The sequence below is a fragment of the Pseudomonas fluorescens genome (assembly GCF_040448305.1).
GTDB classification, from domain to species: Bacteria; Pseudomonadota; Gammaproteobacteria; order Pseudomonadales; family Pseudomonadaceae; genus Aquipseudomonas; species Aquipseudomonas fluorescens_BH.
Genome location: NZ_CP148752.1, coordinates 6,668,345 through 6,683,060, shown reverse-complemented (window position 1 = coordinate 6,683,060; position 14,716 = coordinate 6,668,345). Strand labels below are relative to the sequence as shown.

Below are 14,716 nucleotides of genomic sequence, written 5' to 3'. Positions count from 1 at the left end.
GATTTCACGGCATCAACAGAAAAACAAAGAGGCTTAACAGCCAGCGATCCGGCTGCAGGTGAACCTGGCGCTGCTGCCGCCGGAGCTTGAAAACCGATTGATCGTGGTCCAGCCGACGCGCCGGTTGTAGCCGACCCAGGCCTCGCCATCGGAAGCGATACCGGTGAAAAACGTCAGCTGACCGTAGCGGCTGTTGGTTTGTGCCCAATAGCGTTTTCCGGCCGCTTCGAAACCCCGCAGATAGAGGGTGCTGCCGGCGGTATTGACGCTATAGGCGTTGCCATCCGCATCCACGCAGGCCAGCAGGTTGGCGCTGCGGGTGCACTTGGCCAGGCTCGGGACCTGGGCCGTCGCGTCGGCAGCCACCAGCAGGGAAAGCATGATCAATGCAGGTTTAAGGGCGTTGCGCATGGGCTTTCTCACGAGGGGAGCAGCATTCAGCATCGTGTCCTTTGCCCTGCCGGGCAAGAGGGGATGGTTTATTTGTGATGTTACAGTATAACATTGTGTAGGCCCGACACAGCGACCGGGCATCCCTGTGAGGAATATGCAGATGTCCAATCGACTTCCCGTGACCGTTCTCTCCGGCTTTCTAGGCGCCGGAAAGAGTACACTTCTTAATTACATACTACGTAATCGTGATGGTTTGCGAGTTGCAGTCATCGTCAATGATATGAGCGAAATCAACGTCGATGGCACCGAAGTCCAGCGCGATGTCAGCCTAAACAGAGCAGAAGAACGGTTGGTGGAGATGAGTAACGGGTGTATTTGCTGTACGTTACGTGAAGACCTGCTGGAGGAGGTGAGTCAACTCGCCAGGGAGGGTCGCTTCGACTATCTGTTGATCGAGTCCACCGGTATTTCCGAACCGCTGCCGGTGGCGGAAACCTTCACCTTCCGCGATGAAAACGGCCAGAGCCTCAACGACATCGCCCGTCTCGACACCATGGTCACGGTGGTCGATGGCATGAACTTCCTGCTCGATTACCAGGCTGCCGAAAGCCTGGCTTCCCGAGGAGAAACACTAGGGGAGGAAGACGAACGTTCGATTACCGATCTGTTGATTGAGCAGGTCGAGTTCGCCGATGTGATTTTGCTCAGCAAGATCGACTTGATCAGCAGCCACCAGCGCGAAGAATTGATCGCCATTCTTGAACGGCTCAACGCCCGGGCGGAAATCATTCCGATGGCGATGGGCGAAATCCCCTTGAACAAGATTCTCAGCACCGGTCGTTTTGACTTCGAAAAGGCTGCTCAGGCACCGGGATGGTTGCAGGAGCTGCGCGGCGAACACGTGCCGGAAACCGCAGAGTACGGCATTGCTTCCAGTGCTTACCGGGCTCGCCGGCCGTTCCATCCACAGCGTTTCTTCAACTTCATCGACGGTCCCTGGGACAATGGCAAACTGCTGCGCTCCAAGGGCTTTTTCTGGCTGGCAAGCAAGTACATGGACGCCGGTAGTTGGTCTCAGGCCGGTGGTTTGATGCGCTATGGTTTTGCCGGGCGCTGGTGGCGTTTCGTACCGAAAAACCAATGGCCGCAGGACGAAGAAAGTACCACCGGGATCATGAAAAACTGGACCGCCGACAGCGGGGACTGTCGCCAGGAACTGGTATTCATCGGCCAGAACATCGACTTCACGCAACTCGCGGCCGAGCTGGACGCATGCCTGCTGACCGATGAGGAAATGGCGCTGGGCGTAGAGGGCTGGCGTTTGCTGCCTGATCCATTCGGCCCTTGGTATGAAGAAGCGGCCTGATCCACTACTGGCGCTTCAAGGCTTGAGCCAGGTGCCCTGGCTCTGGGTCTCGCAGTACGGCTGCAAGTACGCCGCGTCGGTGGCAACGCCGTAATAGTGAATATCCTGTCGGTAGGGCATATTGGCGACTTGGGCGTTGCTGCAGATACCAAATGCGCCGCCGGGGCATTGATCGACATACTGCACATCGACTTTCTGCCCCGCCAGGTTTGGTTGGCAGAAACCATCGGCGAAGAGTTTTGGCGGGATGTTGCGGTTCTGCTGGCAAACCTGGACATCAAGCCGCTCGCCCTGGCTGTGAACCACACACGCCTGGGCCAGCGCCTCGCCTGAAACGAGTGCCAGGAACAACGACAAGCCGATTAACCGCATCCACCACCTCCTCAGAAATCATCAACCATGCTGCAGAATATCCCCACTCATGTCATTGCCGGCCCGTTGGGCGCCGGCAAGACCAGCCTGATCAAGCACCTGCTGGCCCAGCGCCCGGCTGGCGAGCGGTGGGCGGTGTTGATCAACGAGTTTGGCCAGATCGGTCTCGACGCTGCGCTGCTGACCCAGGACGCCGATGGTATCGCACTGGGGGAAGTGGCCGGGGGCTGCTTGTGTTGCGTCAACGGTGCGCCGTTTCAGATTGGTCTTGGGCGCTTGTTGCGCAAGGCACAACCGGATCGGCTGTTCATCGAGCCCTCGGGGCTAGGGCATCCGGCGCAGTTGCTCAGGCAATTGAGTGAAGCACCGTGGCAAGGCGTGTTGGCTGTCCAGCCTTGTGTGCTGGTGTTGGATGCCCAGTCGCTCGCCGCTGGCAAACCGCTGCCGGATGTTCAACGGCAAGCGCTGGGCCATGCGGGATTGCTGCTGTTGAACAAATCTGAAGGCCTTGAAGAAGACAGTCGCCAGCGAATCGCCGGGCAATTGCCGCCGCTCCCCCTGTGCTGGACGCAACAGGCGGCTTTACCCTTGAGCGAGTTGCCAGGGCTGAATGCCAAAGCGCGGGCAGGTGTGGATAACTTCGTCGTGCCCAAGGGAATGGCGCAGCTGCCGGCGCTTTGGAGCGATCCCGCGTTGCCCATTTGCTTGAGTCAGGAGCAGGACGGAGGCTGGAGCATCGGATGGCGTTGGCACCCAAGCCAGGTGTTTGATGCCGCTCTGGTTGGCCGGTGGCTTGAAAGCCTTGGCTGGAGGCGGGCGAAGCTGGTTATCCACAGTACCCACGGCTGGGTCTCGGCGAACGCGGTGGATAACTCGGTGCTGGACTGGAAGCCCAGTGAATGGCGGCAGGATTCGCGTATCGAGCTGATTTTCAGTGAGGTGCAGAATGCAGATCGATTGCAGCGTGAGCTGGCAGCGTGCCGAGCCGGATCGGGTTAACGGCTCAAGGCCGCCACTTGGTATGGTCCTGGCGCCACTGGCTCAGCTCGATCACTTCCGCGCGAGGTTTCGCCACGTCGACCACCGGCTCGGTTTCGTCGAACGGGACCGGGTAGGGCGCCAGCTCAATTTGTGCACTGTGAGCGCCGAACTGGGTGATGGTGCCGTTATGGCGGGATTCACCGGTCACGGTGAATTCGAAGTTATACACACGGGCCAGGCGTCGGCGACCACTGGCATCCCTGATGAACGCGATTCTTTTCAAGGCCACGTTGCCATCGAGCAATTCGATCCCGAGTTTGCCGCAATGCTGCTTGACCCGCTCCAGCGCGCGCTCGCGCAAGCCGTGGTTGTGCCATAGCCATGCGCCGGCAGTGGCGAACAGCATCAGCACGAATATATTTCCAAGGGTCAGCATCAACAGGGTGCTCCAACAAGATAGTGTCAGCTTAACTGCGTCGCTGGTCTGTCGTACAGGCTGCGTTTAGTCGCATACTGCGCGGCTAGAATTTCAATCGTTTTACGGAAATCCACCGCATGAAACGTACACCGCATTTGCTCGCTATCCAGTCCCACGTGGTATTCGGTCACGCCGGCAACAGTGCCGCGGTTTTCCCGATGCAACGGGTCGGGGTGAATGTCTGGCCGCTCAACACCGTGCAGTTCTCCAATCACACCCAGTACGGTCAGTGGGCCGGTGAAGTGCTGGCGCCGCACCAGATACCTGACCTGGTCGAAGGCATCGCGGCGATTGGCGAGCTGGGCAACTGCGATGCGGTGCTCTCCGGTTACCTCGGCAGTGCGGCCCAGGGCCGGGCGATCCTGACGGGGGTGGCGCGGATCAAGTCGATGAATCCCAAGGCGCTGTACCTGTGTGACCCGGTCATGGGGCATCCGGAGAAGGGCTGCAGTGTTCCGGCGGAGGTCAGTGATTTCCTGTTGGAAGAGGCCGCCGCCGTGGCGGACTTCATGTGCCCGAACCAGCTTGAGCTGGACAGCTTCTCCGGGCGCAAGCCGCAATCGCTGTTCGATTGCCTGGCAATGGCGCGTGCATTGTTGGTGCGCGGCCCGAAAGCAGTGCTGGTCAAGCATCTGGACTACCCAGGCAAATCGGCAGAGGCCTTCGAGATGCTGCTGGTGACGGCCGAAGGCAGCTGGCATTTGCAGCGCCCGTTGCTGGCGTTCCCGCGTCAGCCGGTGGGCGTGGGCGATCTGACGTCCGGTCTGTTCCTGGCGCGTGTGCTGTTGGGCGACAGCCTGGTGGCCGCCTTCGAGTTCACGGCGTCGGCGGTGCATGAAGTGCTGCTGGAAACCCAGGCCTGTGCCAGCTACGAGTTGGAACTGGTACGGGCTCAGGACCGGATTGCCCATCCGCGGGTGCGGTTCGAGGCGACCTCGATCAGCCTCTGATTGAGCGTTGAGCCCATTCGCGAGCAAGCCCGCTCCCACAGGTTTTGCTGTGTTGCACAAAGAGTGCTTACAACTTGAATCCCTGTGGGAGCGGGCTTGCCCGCGATGGCGATTGAACGATCGAACACGTCAGACGTCGCCCTTGATCTCCTGATAGCGCTTTTCCGACTCCTGACGAATCTGTCGGCGCTGCTGCGCCTGCATGTAACGACGCTTGTCTTCGCTATTCTGCGGTTGCAGCGGTGGTACTGATGCTGGTTTACGCTGGTCATCCACCGCAACCATGGTGAAGAAGCAGCTGTTGGTGTGGCGCACCGAGCGTTCGCGGATGTTCTCGGTCACCACTTTGATGCCCACCTCCATGGAGGTGTTGCCGGTGTAGTTGACTGAGGCGAGAAAGGTCACCAGTTCGCCGACATGGATCGGCTCGCGGAAAATGACCTGGTCCACCGACAGGGTCACCACATAGCGGCCGGCATAACGGCTGGCGCAGGCGTAGGCCACTTCGTCGAGGTACTTGAGCAGGGTGCCGCCGTGAACATTGCCAGAGAAGTTGGCCATGTCGGGGGTCATCAATACCGTCATCGACAGCTGGGCGTTTCCGGGTTCCATAGCATTCTCACGGGTCAAGGCCAGGTTTGAGGGATGCACCTCTGCGGGTGCCTCGGCGGTTTTTTCAAACCATCAGTTATCGGGACGCCGGGTGCGGGGTCGCCGTCACGCCGGATCGATCTGTTTCCATATATTGCACCGCCTTTCTGCCAGAAGTCGCGGTGTTACCCTGCAAAAAGCCCTGCCTCAAGGGCATTTCCTACGTGCAATTCCGATTTTTGTTCTGCTCGATCAGACTTTTCCTGCGTCCGGGGATCGAGCAATACCATCCAGGGAGTCTCACGCCATGCATGCCATCAGTTTCATTCAGGATCTGGCAGTGATCATGTTGATCGCAGGTGTGGTAACCGTGGTCTTCCATCGGCTGAAACAACCGGTGGTGCTGGGATACATCGTCGCCGGTTTCATCATTGGCCCGCACACCCCGCCATTCGGCCTGATCCATGACGAAGAAACCATCAAGACCCTGGCCGAACTCGGGGTGATATTCCTGATGTTCTGCCTGGGCCTGGAGTTCAGCCTGCGCAAGTTGTTCAAGGTCGGTGCCACGGCGTTCATTGCGGCATTCCTGGAAATCGTGCTGATGATCTGGATCGGCTACGAGATTGGTCGCTGGTTCGACTGGAACACCATGGACTCACTGTTCCTTGGCGCGATTCTGGCGATTTCCTCGACCACCATCATCGTCAAGGCGCTCAATGATCTGAAGCTGAAGAACGAGCGATTTGCCCAGTTGATATTCGGAGTGCTGATCGTCGAGGACATTCTGGGCATCGGCATCATCGCGCTACTGTCCAGCATCGCGGTCAGCGGTACGGTCAGCTCCGGCGAAGTGTTTTCCACGGTCGGCAAACTGTCGCTGTTCATGATCGTCGCGTTGGTCATTGGCATCCTGATGGTGCCGCGGCTGCTGGCTTACGTCGCCAGGTTCGAAAGCAACGAAATGCTGCTGATCACGGTGCTGGGCCTGTGTTTTGGCTTCTGCCTGCTGGTGGTCAAGCTTGAATACAGCATGGTCCTCGGGGCATTCCTGATCGGCGCGATCATGGCGGAATCCCGGCAACTGCTGAAAATCGAGCGTTTGATTGAACCGGTTCGCGACCTGTTCAGTGCGATTTTCTTTGTGGCGATCGGGCTGATGCTCGACCCGAAGATCCTGCTGCAATACGCATGGCCGATTGCGGTGATCACGGTAGCCGTGGTGCTCGGCAAGATGTTGTCCTGCGGCCTTGGTGCATTTATCGCCGGCAATGACGGACGCACCTCACTGCGAGTCGGGATGGGTCTTTCACAGATTGGCGAATTTTCTTTCATCATCGCGGCACTGGGCATGACCTTGCAGGTCACCAGTAACTTTTTATACCCCGTGGCTGTGGCGGTTTCGGTGATCACCACATTACTGACGCCTTATCTGATTCGCGCGGCTGATCCATTGTCGATCAAGCTCGCCGGCGTCATGCCAGAACGCCTGGGACGGGTGTTGGGGATGTACGGCGAATGGTTGCGCAGCATCCAGCCTCAGGGTGAGGGCGCGTTACTGGCATCCATGATTCGCAGGATATTGCTGCAGGTGGGGGTCAATCTGGCGCTGGTGATCGCAATCTTCTTTTCGGGCGCGTACTTCGCCGAACGTATGTCGGCTTACCTGCAAGGCTGGATCAGTGATCCGAGCTGGCAAAAGGCATTGATCTGGGGTGGGGCACTGTTGTTGTCGCTGCCTTTTTTGATTGCGGCCTACCGCAAGCTAAAAGCGCTGTCGATGTTGCTGGCGGAAATGGGCGTGAAGCCGGAGATGGCCGGGCGCCACACGCAGCGAGTGCGCCGGGTGATCGCCGAAGTGATCCCGATCTTGTCGCTGCTGGTGATCTTTTTGCTGTTGGCAGCCTTGTCGGCCAGTATTCTGCCGACCAACAAGTTGCTGGTACTGATCGCCGTGGTCGCGGCCGCCGTGGCGGCGCTGCTATGGCGCTGGTTCATTCGTGTGCATACGCGGATGCAGGTGGCGTTGCTGGAAACCCTCGACAATCACAAGGAGTCGTCCGGGCATTGACCACCCAGCGGCGTTGACTGGATCAGCTTTCCAGCCAGACGTCCCGTGCCCAGTGCCAAACCGACTCCCAGGTCTCTTCGGCGATCAGCTCTTCTTCGGCCTGCCAAAGCACCACGGTGCCGTCTTCTTCGACGCAGTAGTAATCGTCACCGTCCTGGCAGATCGGGATCAGGCTGCGATCGACGCCGGCGTCCCAAGCGTTGGCGGCAACGTCGGGCAGGTAGGTGTGGGATTGCGGGTCGGTCACGGTGACCGGTTCCAGGCTGCCGTAGACAACGTCGCTGACGGTCAGCAGAAACTCTCTGAAGACGAAGGGTATGTCGATGAACAGTTGTTCTTCGATTTCGACCAGCATGTCTTCGTCGGGCAACTCCAAGGGGACCGGTACCGGTTCGTTGGCTTCACGCAGTTGTTCGATGATTTCTTCCACGTCCGGGATCCTCTTGCTTGTATGGCGCGGTTTATATGGGGCGGTTTATACAGTAGCTTGCTATAGATGCAACCGCGAAATAGAAAACCCCAGCCAGGGCTGGGGTTTTGTTTACAGCAGATGAAGCTCTGCGCGGGATCAGCCGTTCTGGCGGATACCAGCTACCAGCCAAGGCTGGTTTTCGCCCTGTGCACGTTCCATGTTCCAGCTTTCGCTGAAGACTTCGCCCTGGTCGAAACGCGAGGTTTTCGACACGCCAGTGAAAGTCAGGGTGGCAATGGTCTTGTCGGCGCGATCGTCTACACCGTCCAGCTGTACATTGAGGTTATCGATGTAGGTGGACTGGAAACCGTCACCCAGGTCAGCACGCTCACGCTTGAGGAACTCCAGCATTTGCGGGGTCACGAACTCGGTGATCTTGTCCATTTCGTTGGCGTCCCAGTGCTGTTGCAGGGACTGGAAGTGATTGCGTGCCGCTTCGACGAAGTTTCTTTCGTTGAACCAGGCTGGCGCATTGATCACTGGGCGAGCGGCAACAGGCGCTGCCGAACCACCGAAGATCGAACCGCCGGCAGGCTTTTGTTCGAACGCCTCACGTTGCATCGGCGCGTGGCCGGCCGGAGCGTACTGCTCCTGCTGCTTGCGACGACGGGCGGCGATAAAGCGGAAGACCAGGAACGCAATGACGGCCATGATCAGGATGTCGAGGATCTGCATGCCCTGGAAGCCGTCACCCATGAACATGGATGCCAGCAGGCCACCGGCCGCGATACCGGCCAGTGGGCCGAGCCAGCGCGAAGCGCCACCGGCCTTGGCAGCGGCGCCAGCGGCACCGGCAGCACCCGCGGTCGCCGCAGCGCCGCCCATGCCTGGAGAAGAAGGAGCCATCTGGCTGGTCTGGTGAGTCGGCGCAGCGCCTGCGCTTTTGCCACCACCGAAGCGCTTGGCGGCATTGACGTCGAGACTCATCGTCAGGCCGATGCACAACGCCATGGCGATGCTAAGAAAACGTTTCATAAAGGGAATTCCCATTTGTGGAAGGCACGCGCGCCATGTTGCACAGGTGAAGTGTTACTGGCTAGCGGCAGAGTGTTTCGGGCTTTTGCCTGACAGGTCGTGTTCAGCTCCAGTCAGTGCAAGAAGGCCTTTTGACTTTGATCTGTCAGATGAGTGGACAGGGCTTGTAGGACGCTTGCCTAGCGTCGCAGAGCCAGCATGACCACCCCGGCCGTGATCAGGCCGATTCCTCCAGCAGGAACAGGTAGCTCTTCGCAGAGATCGATCCCAATGACTGATATTGGCCCGTGGCGTACAAAATCAAGGCCAGGCTGACCAATACCACTATCGTACGTAGCAGGGTGGCGAAGTCGGAGTTGACGTTTTCGATGCTAACTTTCGCGAAAATGGCGGTTATTGCGGCGAATGCTGCCGATAACAGGACCCAGAATGTCCAGGAGGAAAAAAGCTTGAGCCCATTTTTCAGCGCCTTTAGTCAGGTCAACCTGTGGGAGCGAGCCTGCTCGCGAATGGGAATATCACGGTGTCTCTGAAACACCGCGTCATCGTTCTTCGCGAGCAGGCTCGCTCCCACAGAAAAACAGTCAGTGCGACCTTAAATAGCTTCCAGTTTGGCGTAACCCAACATCAGCCACTTGCTGCCTTCGCTGAAGTTCACCTGCACCCGGGCCTGGGCCCCGGCGCCTTCGAAGTTGAGGATCACGCCATCGCCAAACACCGAGTGGCGTACGGTCTGGCCGAGGCTGAAGCCGGTCTGCGGAATCTCGCTGCCGCTGAACAGGTTGCTGCCACTCATCGACTGGTTGCCACCAAATGGACGGCTGACGCTGTTGGACAACCGCACCTCCTGAATCAGGCCTTTCGGAACTTCGCGTACGAAACGCGACACCTTGTTGTAGGTCTCGCTGCCATAAAGGCGTCGGGTTTCGGCAAAGGTCATCACCAGATTCTGCATGGCCCGGGTGATGCCTACGTAGGCCAGACGCCGCTCTTCCTCAAGGCGGCCGGGCTCTTCCAGGCTCATCTTGTGCGGGAACAGGCCTTCTTCCATGCCCACCAGGAACACGTAAGGGAATTCCAGGCCCTTGGCGCTGTGCAGGGTCATCAATTGAATGCTGTCTTCGTGCTCGTCGGCCTGGGTATCGCCGGCCTCCAGCGACGCGTGACCGAGGAACGCTGCCAATGGCGTCAGGTCTTCGTCTTCTTCGCTGTTTTCGAAGTTGCGCGCGGCGCTGACCAGTTCCTCAAGGTTTTCTACCCGGGCCTGGCCTTTCTCGCCTTTTTCCGCTTCGTGATAGGCGATCAGCCCCGACTGCTCGATGACGGTCTGGGTCATCAGGTGCAGTGGCATTTCCATGCACTTGGCGGCGAGGTTCTCGATCAACTCGATAAACGCGCCCAAGGCACCGGCCGCACGACCGGTCAGGCCTTTGTTGGCTACCAATTGGCGCATCGCTTCCCACATCGACACATCGCTGTGGCGCGCATGGTCGCGGATCGCTTCAACGGTTTTCTCGCCGATGCCACGGGCCGGCACGTTGATGACCCGTTCCAGCGCGGCATCGTTACCGCGGCCTTCGAGCAAGCGCATGTAGGCCATGGCGTTCTTGATTTCGGCGCGTTCGAAGAAGCGCTGTCCGCCATAGATACGGTAGGGAATGCGCTCGCGCAGCAAGGCTTCTTCCAGAACCCGCGATTGGGCGTTGGAACGGTACAGAATCGCGATATCGCTGCGAGACAAGCCGGTTTTCAGCGCACTTTCGATGGTTTCGACAACGTAGCGTGCTTCGTCGTGCTCGTTGAAGGCGGCGTACAGGTTGATCGCTTCGCCGTCGCCGCCGTCTGTCCACAGCTCTTTGCCCAAGCGCCCGGTGTTGTTGGCGATCAAGGCGTTGGCAGCCTTCAGGATGCCGGCGGTGGAGCGATAGTTTTGCTCCAGGCGAATGGTTTCGGCGTCCGGGAAGTCTTCGGAATACTGGTAGATGTTCTCGATTTTCGCGCCGCGCCAGCCGTAGATCGACTGGTCATCGTCGCCTACGACCATCAGGCTGTCGCCACCCTTGGCCAGCAGGCGCAGCCAGGCGTATTGCACGGCGTTGGTGTCCTGGAACTCGTCCACCAGAATGTGCCGGAAGCGCTTTTGGTAGTGAGCGAGCAGGCCTGGGTGATCGCGCCACAGATCGAGGGCGCGCAGCAGCAATTCGGAGAAGTCGATGACGCCCGCACGCAGGCAAGCAGCCTCGTAGGCTTCATAGATACCGCGCATGGTCGCCAGGAACAGGTCGCCACTGGCCTGGATGTGTTGCGGGCGCAGGCCTTCGTCTTTCTGGCCGTTGATGAACCATTGGGCCTGACGGGCCGGCCAGCGCTGTTCGTCCAGGCCGAGCTCGCGGATCACCCGCTTGACCAACCGCTGCTGGTCATCGCTGTCGAGAATCTGGAACGTCTGGCTTAAGCCCGCTTCCTGCCAGTGCGCCCGCAACAAGCGGTGCGCCAGGCCGTGGAAGGTACCGACCCACATGCCGGCCGGGTTGATACCCATAAGCTGCTCGATGCGCTGGCGCATCTCGGCAGCGGCCTTGTTGGTGAAGGTCACCGACAGGATGGAGTGGGGCGAGGCGTTTTCGACCTGGATCAACCAGGCGATACGGTGCACCAGCACTCGGGTTTTACCGGAACCAGCACCGGCCAGGACCAACTGACGACCCACGGAGGCTGCTACAGCCTGGCGTTGGGCATCGTTGAGGGAGTTCAGCAGAAGGGAGAGATCATCGCGCATCGGGGCATTCTAGGGGGCCGCGACACACCGGGCAAACCCCGCTTCGCTTTAACCGATGAAAGTTATGCGAAGGGCGACCGGTCAGTCATCGGCTGCAGGCGTTGGCGGGGCGTGCCCTCAGCATTTTCAGGGGCATCGGCGGCTGAAATATTTGGCGATTTATTGATCAGCAGCAGTTTGGTCCGGGCAATTGCTTGTGTATGCTCCGAGCAGTTTCGGGCCCATGCTCATCATTATAAGAACAAGAACATCGCCTATGACTCTCAGCTTCGACCTGTCGGGCCCCACTGTGGAGCCCCGGGAGATCCGTAAACAGTACGCCATGGAAATGGCGGTCGAACGCACGCGCCTGTTGTATCAAGGCTCGCTGCTGCCCACGTTATTCATGCTGATCAATGGCCTGGTCTGTGCCGGTTTGCTCTGGAGCCCGCAGCGCTATTTCCTGGTCAGTGTCTGGCTGGTGTGGTTGTTGTCTTTGGTGGCATTGCGGGTGATTCAGGTCGCAGCCTTCGATTCGGCCATTCCCAACCGTCAGGCCCATCCCATTTGGCGACGGATGTTTTTGCTGGGCTCCGGCCTCACCGGTCTGACCCTGGCCGGTGCCGGCATCGCCCTGGTTCCCGCCGATAACTTCATTCAGCAAGCCTGGGTCTTCGGCCTCATTGGTGCCGCAGCGCTCTCGGCCAGCGTGGCTTATGCGGTCAGTTTGCCGGCCTTTCTGTCATTTACCTTGCCCTGCCTGTTGCCGGCCATCGCCTATATGTTTTGGGGAGCTGACGAACAGCAGCAAGGTTGGGGCTGGTTCGGGCTGATTCTGCTAGGTGCATTGAGCGTGGTTGCCTGGCAAGTCAATCGATTGATCGATCGGGGCTTGATGCGACGCTTTCAGAATCAGGCACTGATCGAGCACCTACAGCAGGCGCAAAGCTGCAGTGACCAGCTCAATCAGAAGTTGGCCAAGGAGATTGAACAGCGCCGGCGTGCCGAAACCGAATTGCGAGAAATCCAGATCGACCTGGAAAACCGTGTTGCTCAGCGCAGCCTGGAACTGGATGCCGCCAATCAGGCACTGAGCAAGAGTGAGGCGCGCCTGGCGCTGGCATTGAAGGCCAGCGAGTTGGGGTTGTGGGACTGGAATCTGCAAACCGACGAAGTCCATCACACACAGATTCAGGAATTGTTCGGCCTGGAGCCGGAACAGGTCACGGCGATATTGCGTCACCTCAAGCCGCGCCTTCACCCCGAGGATCTTCCTGCGCTGAAAAGGGCGTTGGTCGAGCATTTGAAGGGCCGCACCGAGGACTATCAAATCGAGTATCGCGTGCGGCATGGCGACGGCCACTGGGTCTGGATCGAGGACCGCGGGCGGGCGGTTGAGCGCGCCAAGAACGGTCGGGTGATTCGCATGGTCGGCACTCGCCGCGATATCAGCGCCAGCAAAGGCCTGGAAGAGCAGCGGCAACTGGCGGCGACCGTGTTCGAGGCGGCCAGCGAAGGGATCGTGATTTTCGACCCGAACTACGTCCTGATCGCGATCAATCAGGCCTTCAGTCGGGTGACCGGCTATGACATCGAGGACATGATCGGACGCAATGTCATTGAGTTGCCATGCAGTCGCGATGCGCGTCGGCATTACGCGGTAATTCATCAGGCGCTGGAACAGCAGGGCAGTTGGCAGGGCGAATTGGTGGAAACCCGCAAGAACGGCGAGATGTATCCGCAATGGCTGCAACTGAATGCCGTGCGCGATACCCGGGGAAATGTGAGTCATATTGTGGGCTTCTTCGCCGATCTCTCGGCCCGCCGAGAATCCGAAGAGCGCATGCGCTATCTGACCCATTACGACGAGCTTACCGGTCTGGCCAACCGCGCGATGTTTCGCGAACGACTCAGCGAGGCTCATCAACGAGTGCGACAGGGCGGTTATCGCAGCCTGGCGTTGCTGCACATCAATCTCGATCGGTTCAAGCAACTCAACGACAGCCTGGGGCATGAAGTCGCCGACCAGTTGTTGCAGAAGATGGCCCGGCGGTTGGTGAATGCATTGCCTGAAGCAGACACCATTGCGCGCCTTTCCGGGGATGAGTTTGCCGTGTTGTTCAACTCCTACGGCAACCTTTCGAGCCTGGCCCGGGTGGCGACTCGTCTGGCGAACAAGTTGCGTCTGCCGGTGACCATTGAGGGGCATGAGCTGGTGGTCAGCGTGTCGATGGGCATCAGCTTGTTGCCGGACAGCGCCCGGGAAATTTCTGCACTGGTCAGTCAGTCGAATATGGCGATGCAGCACGCCAAACACCTGGGTGGTAATAATTTCCAGTTTTACACCGACAGTTTGCAAGCCAGCACGCTGGAGCGTTTACAGCTGGAAAACTACTTGCGCAAAGCCATCGAAGACAGGCAGCTGAAGGTGTTTTACCAACCGAAACTGTGCCTGGCCACTGGCAAATTGAATGCCGCCGAAGCCTTGGTGCGTTGGGATCATCCGACCATGGGCCGCGTGCCGCCGGGGGATTTCATCGGCCTGGCTGAAGAAACCGGATTGATCGGCCCGATCGGTGAGTTCGTACTGCGTCAGGCCTGCTGGCAAGCCTGTGAGTGGCAACGGCAGGGGCTGGAAGCGATTCGGGTGTCGGTCAATCTGTCGGTGCATCAATTGCGCCAGGGCAAGCTGGTCAGTCTGGTGCGCCAGGTGCTGGAAGAGACCGGGCTGGCGCCGCAACTGCTGGAGCTGGAGCTCACCGAAAGCCAGTTGCTGGACAGCGTTGAACACATCATCGCGACGTTCCAGCAGTTGCGTGATCTTGGGGTGAAACTGGCCATTGACGATTTTGGCACTGGTTATTCATCCCTGAGCTACCTCAAGCGCATCCCGGTGGATTACGTGAAGATTGATCAGGCGTTTATCCGTGGCTTGGGGGAGGGCAGCGAAGACGCGGCGATTACCCGGGCCATTATTGCCATGGCTCACGGCCTGAAGCTGAAGGTCGTGGCGGAAGGGGTGGAGCGGGAAGAGCAGCTTGAGTTCCTCAAAGCCGAGCGCTGCGATGAAGTACAGGGCTATTTGATCAGCCGCCCGGTCGAGGCCGAGACGTTGGCCGGTTTGCTGCACGCGCAAGCTGCAAGCTGACGAGGATACGTAAGGTGCTTTTGTCCTTTAAAGCGCGCACCTGGCGCACCTGGGCATGCGTCATGAGTGCTACATCAAGCGCGGGCACCTGAAATCGAGGGATTCGGTAACGCATTGAGCAGGCAAAAAGCCGATTCATGTAGTATAACTACAAGCGTGCT

The 14,716-nt window shown here is 59.0% G+C and carries 12 protein-coding genes and 1 pseudogene; 5 read left to right on the top strand and 8 right to left on the bottom strand.

From position 1 onward, the window contains the following. Nucleotides 1-33 precede the first annotated feature (33 nt). Entirely contained in the window at nucleotides 34-411 is a 378-nt protein-coding gene (locus WHX55_RS30620; protein ID WP_150724842.1) for a glutamine synthetase, read from the bottom strand. 142 nt (nucleotides 412-553) lie between these two features. Between WHX55_RS30620 and zigA the strand changes: the two genes are divergently transcribed. Continuing rightward, nucleotides 554-1,759: a zinc metallochaperone GTPase ZigA gene (gene zigA, locus WHX55_RS30615; protein ID WP_353741773.1), complete on the top strand. Its 1,206-nt coding sequence runs from the start codon at nucleotides 554-556 to the stop codon at nucleotides 1,757-1,759. Between the two features lie 15 nt (nucleotides 1,760-1,774). On the opposite strand, the gene WHX55_RS30610 is transcribed toward zigA, so the two are convergent. Continuing rightward, entirely contained in the window at nucleotides 1,775-2,131 is a 357-nt protein-coding gene (locus WHX55_RS30610) for an NADH:ubiquinone oxidoreductase (RefSeq protein WP_150724844.1), read from the bottom strand. A gap of 27 nt (nucleotides 2,132-2,158) precedes the next feature. On the opposite strand from WHX55_RS30610, the gene WHX55_RS30605 reads away from it, so the two are divergent. Beyond that, on the top strand, nucleotides 2,159-3,130 hold the full coding sequence (locus tag WHX55_RS30605; protein WP_150753805.1) for a CobW family GTP-binding protein: 972 nt from the start codon (nucleotides 2,159-2,161) through the stop codon (nucleotides 3,128-3,130). Between the two features lie 4 nt (nucleotides 3,131-3,134). On the opposite strand, the gene WHX55_RS30600 is transcribed toward WHX55_RS30605, so the two are convergent. Further along, on the bottom strand, nucleotides 3,135-3,548 hold the full coding sequence (locus tag WHX55_RS30600; protein WP_150753806.1) for a DUF3301 domain-containing protein: 414 nt from the start codon (nucleotides 3,546-3,548) through the stop codon (nucleotides 3,135-3,137). 119 nt (nucleotides 3,549-3,667) lie between these two features. Here WHX55_RS30600 and pdxY point away from each other — a divergent pair, with 119 nt between their 5' ends. After that, complete coding sequence (gene pdxY, locus WHX55_RS30595) at nucleotides 3,668-4,540, top strand: pyridoxal kinase PdxY (RefSeq protein ID WP_150757443.1); 873 nt, start codon at nucleotides 3,668-3,670, stop codon at nucleotides 4,538-4,540. 129 nt (nucleotides 4,541-4,669) lie between these two features. On the opposite strand, the gene WHX55_RS30590 is transcribed toward pdxY, so the two are convergent. Beyond that, complete coding sequence (locus tag WHX55_RS30590; RefSeq protein WP_046038855.1) at nucleotides 4,670-5,152, bottom strand: acyl-CoA thioesterase; 483 nt, start codon at nucleotides 5,150-5,152, stop codon at nucleotides 4,670-4,672. Between the two features lie 286 nt (nucleotides 5,153-5,438). Here WHX55_RS30590 and WHX55_RS30585 point away from each other — a divergent pair, with 286 nt between their 5' ends. After that, on the top strand, nucleotides 5,439-7,202 hold the full coding sequence (locus tag WHX55_RS30585) for a cation:proton antiporter (RefSeq protein ID WP_150753808.1): 1,764 nt from the start codon (nucleotides 5,439-5,441) through the stop codon (nucleotides 7,200-7,202). A 22-nt stretch (nucleotides 7,203-7,224) separates the two neighbouring features. Here the strand turns inward: WHX55_RS30585 and WHX55_RS30580 are convergent, their stop codons facing one another. From WHX55_RS30580 to uvrD, 4 genes and pseudogenes are all read right to left on the bottom strand, one after another. Further along, nucleotides 7,225-7,632 (bottom strand): SMI1/KNR4 family protein, encoded by a 408-nt coding sequence (locus WHX55_RS30580; protein WP_034149364.1) that lies wholly within the window; start codon nucleotides 7,630-7,632, stop codon nucleotides 7,225-7,227. Nucleotides 7,633-7,770: 138 nt separating this feature from the next. Then, a complete protein-coding gene (locus WHX55_RS30575) occupies nucleotides 7,771-8,649 on the bottom strand; it encodes a Tim44 domain-containing protein (RefSeq protein WP_150724848.1) in 879 nt (292 codons plus the stop codon). A gap of 232 nt (nucleotides 8,650-8,881) precedes the next feature. Beyond that, nucleotides 8,882-9,115, bottom strand: a pseudogene (locus WHX55_RS30570) (EamA family transporter); the annotation flags it as partial. A 129-nt stretch (nucleotides 9,116-9,244) separates the two neighbouring features. Continuing rightward, nucleotides 9,245-11,428 carry a DNA helicase II gene (gene uvrD / locus WHX55_RS30565; protein ID WP_150724849.1) on the bottom strand — a complete coding sequence of 728 codons (2,184 nt, stop codon included), beginning with the start codon at nucleotides 11,426-11,428 and terminating at the stop codon, nucleotides 9,245-9,247. A gap of 256 nt (nucleotides 11,429-11,684) precedes the next feature. Here uvrD and WHX55_RS30560 point away from each other — a divergent pair, with 256 nt between their 5' ends. Continuing rightward, complete coding sequence (locus WHX55_RS30560; protein ID WP_150753809.1) at nucleotides 11,685-14,555, top strand: EAL domain-containing protein; 2,871 nt, start codon at nucleotides 11,685-11,687, stop codon at nucleotides 14,553-14,555. Nucleotides 14,556-14,716 lie beyond the last annotated feature (161 nt).

Bases quoted from the DNA above. Each gene is read 5' to 3' on its own strand.
- WHX55_RS30600 (WP_150753806.1), bottom strand. From the start codon at position 3,548: ATGCTGACCCTTGGAAATATATTCGTGCTGATGCTGTTCGCCACTGCC.
- WHX55_RS30560 (WP_150753809.1), top strand. From the start codon at position 11,685: ATGACTCTCAGCTTCGACCTGTCGGGCCCCACTGTGGAGCCCCGGGAG.
- pdxY (WP_150757443.1), top strand. From the start codon at position 3,668: ATGAAACGTACACCGCATTTGCTCGCTATCCAGTCCCACGTGGTATTC.
- WHX55_RS30575 (WP_150724848.1), bottom strand. From the start codon at position 8,649: ATGAAACGTTTTCTTAGCATCGCCATGGCGTTGTGCATCGGCCTGACG.
- WHX55_RS30610 (WP_150724844.1), bottom strand. From the start codon at position 2,131: ATGCGGTTAATCGGCTTGTCGTTGTTCCTGGCACTCGTTTCAGGCGAG.
- WHX55_RS30620 (WP_150724842.1), bottom strand. From the start codon at position 411: ATGCGCAACGCCCTTAAACCTGCATTGATCATGCTTTCCCTGCTGGTG.
- uvrD (WP_150724849.1), bottom strand. From the start codon at position 11,428: ATGCGCGATGATCTCTCCCTTCTGCTGAACTCCCTCAACGATGCCCAA.
- zigA (WP_353741773.1), top strand. From the start codon at position 554: ATGTCCAATCGACTTCCCGTGACCGTTCTCTCCGGCTTTCTAGGCGCC.
- WHX55_RS30605 (WP_150753805.1), top strand. From the start codon at position 2,159: ATGCTGCAGAATATCCCCACTCATGTCATTGCCGGCCCGTTGGGCGCC.
- WHX55_RS30590 (WP_046038855.1), bottom strand. From the start codon at position 5,152: ATGGAACCCGGAAACGCCCAGCTGTCGATGACGGTATTGATGACCCCC.
- WHX55_RS30585 (WP_150753808.1), top strand. From the start codon at position 5,439: ATGCATGCCATCAGTTTCATTCAGGATCTGGCAGTGATCATGTTGATC.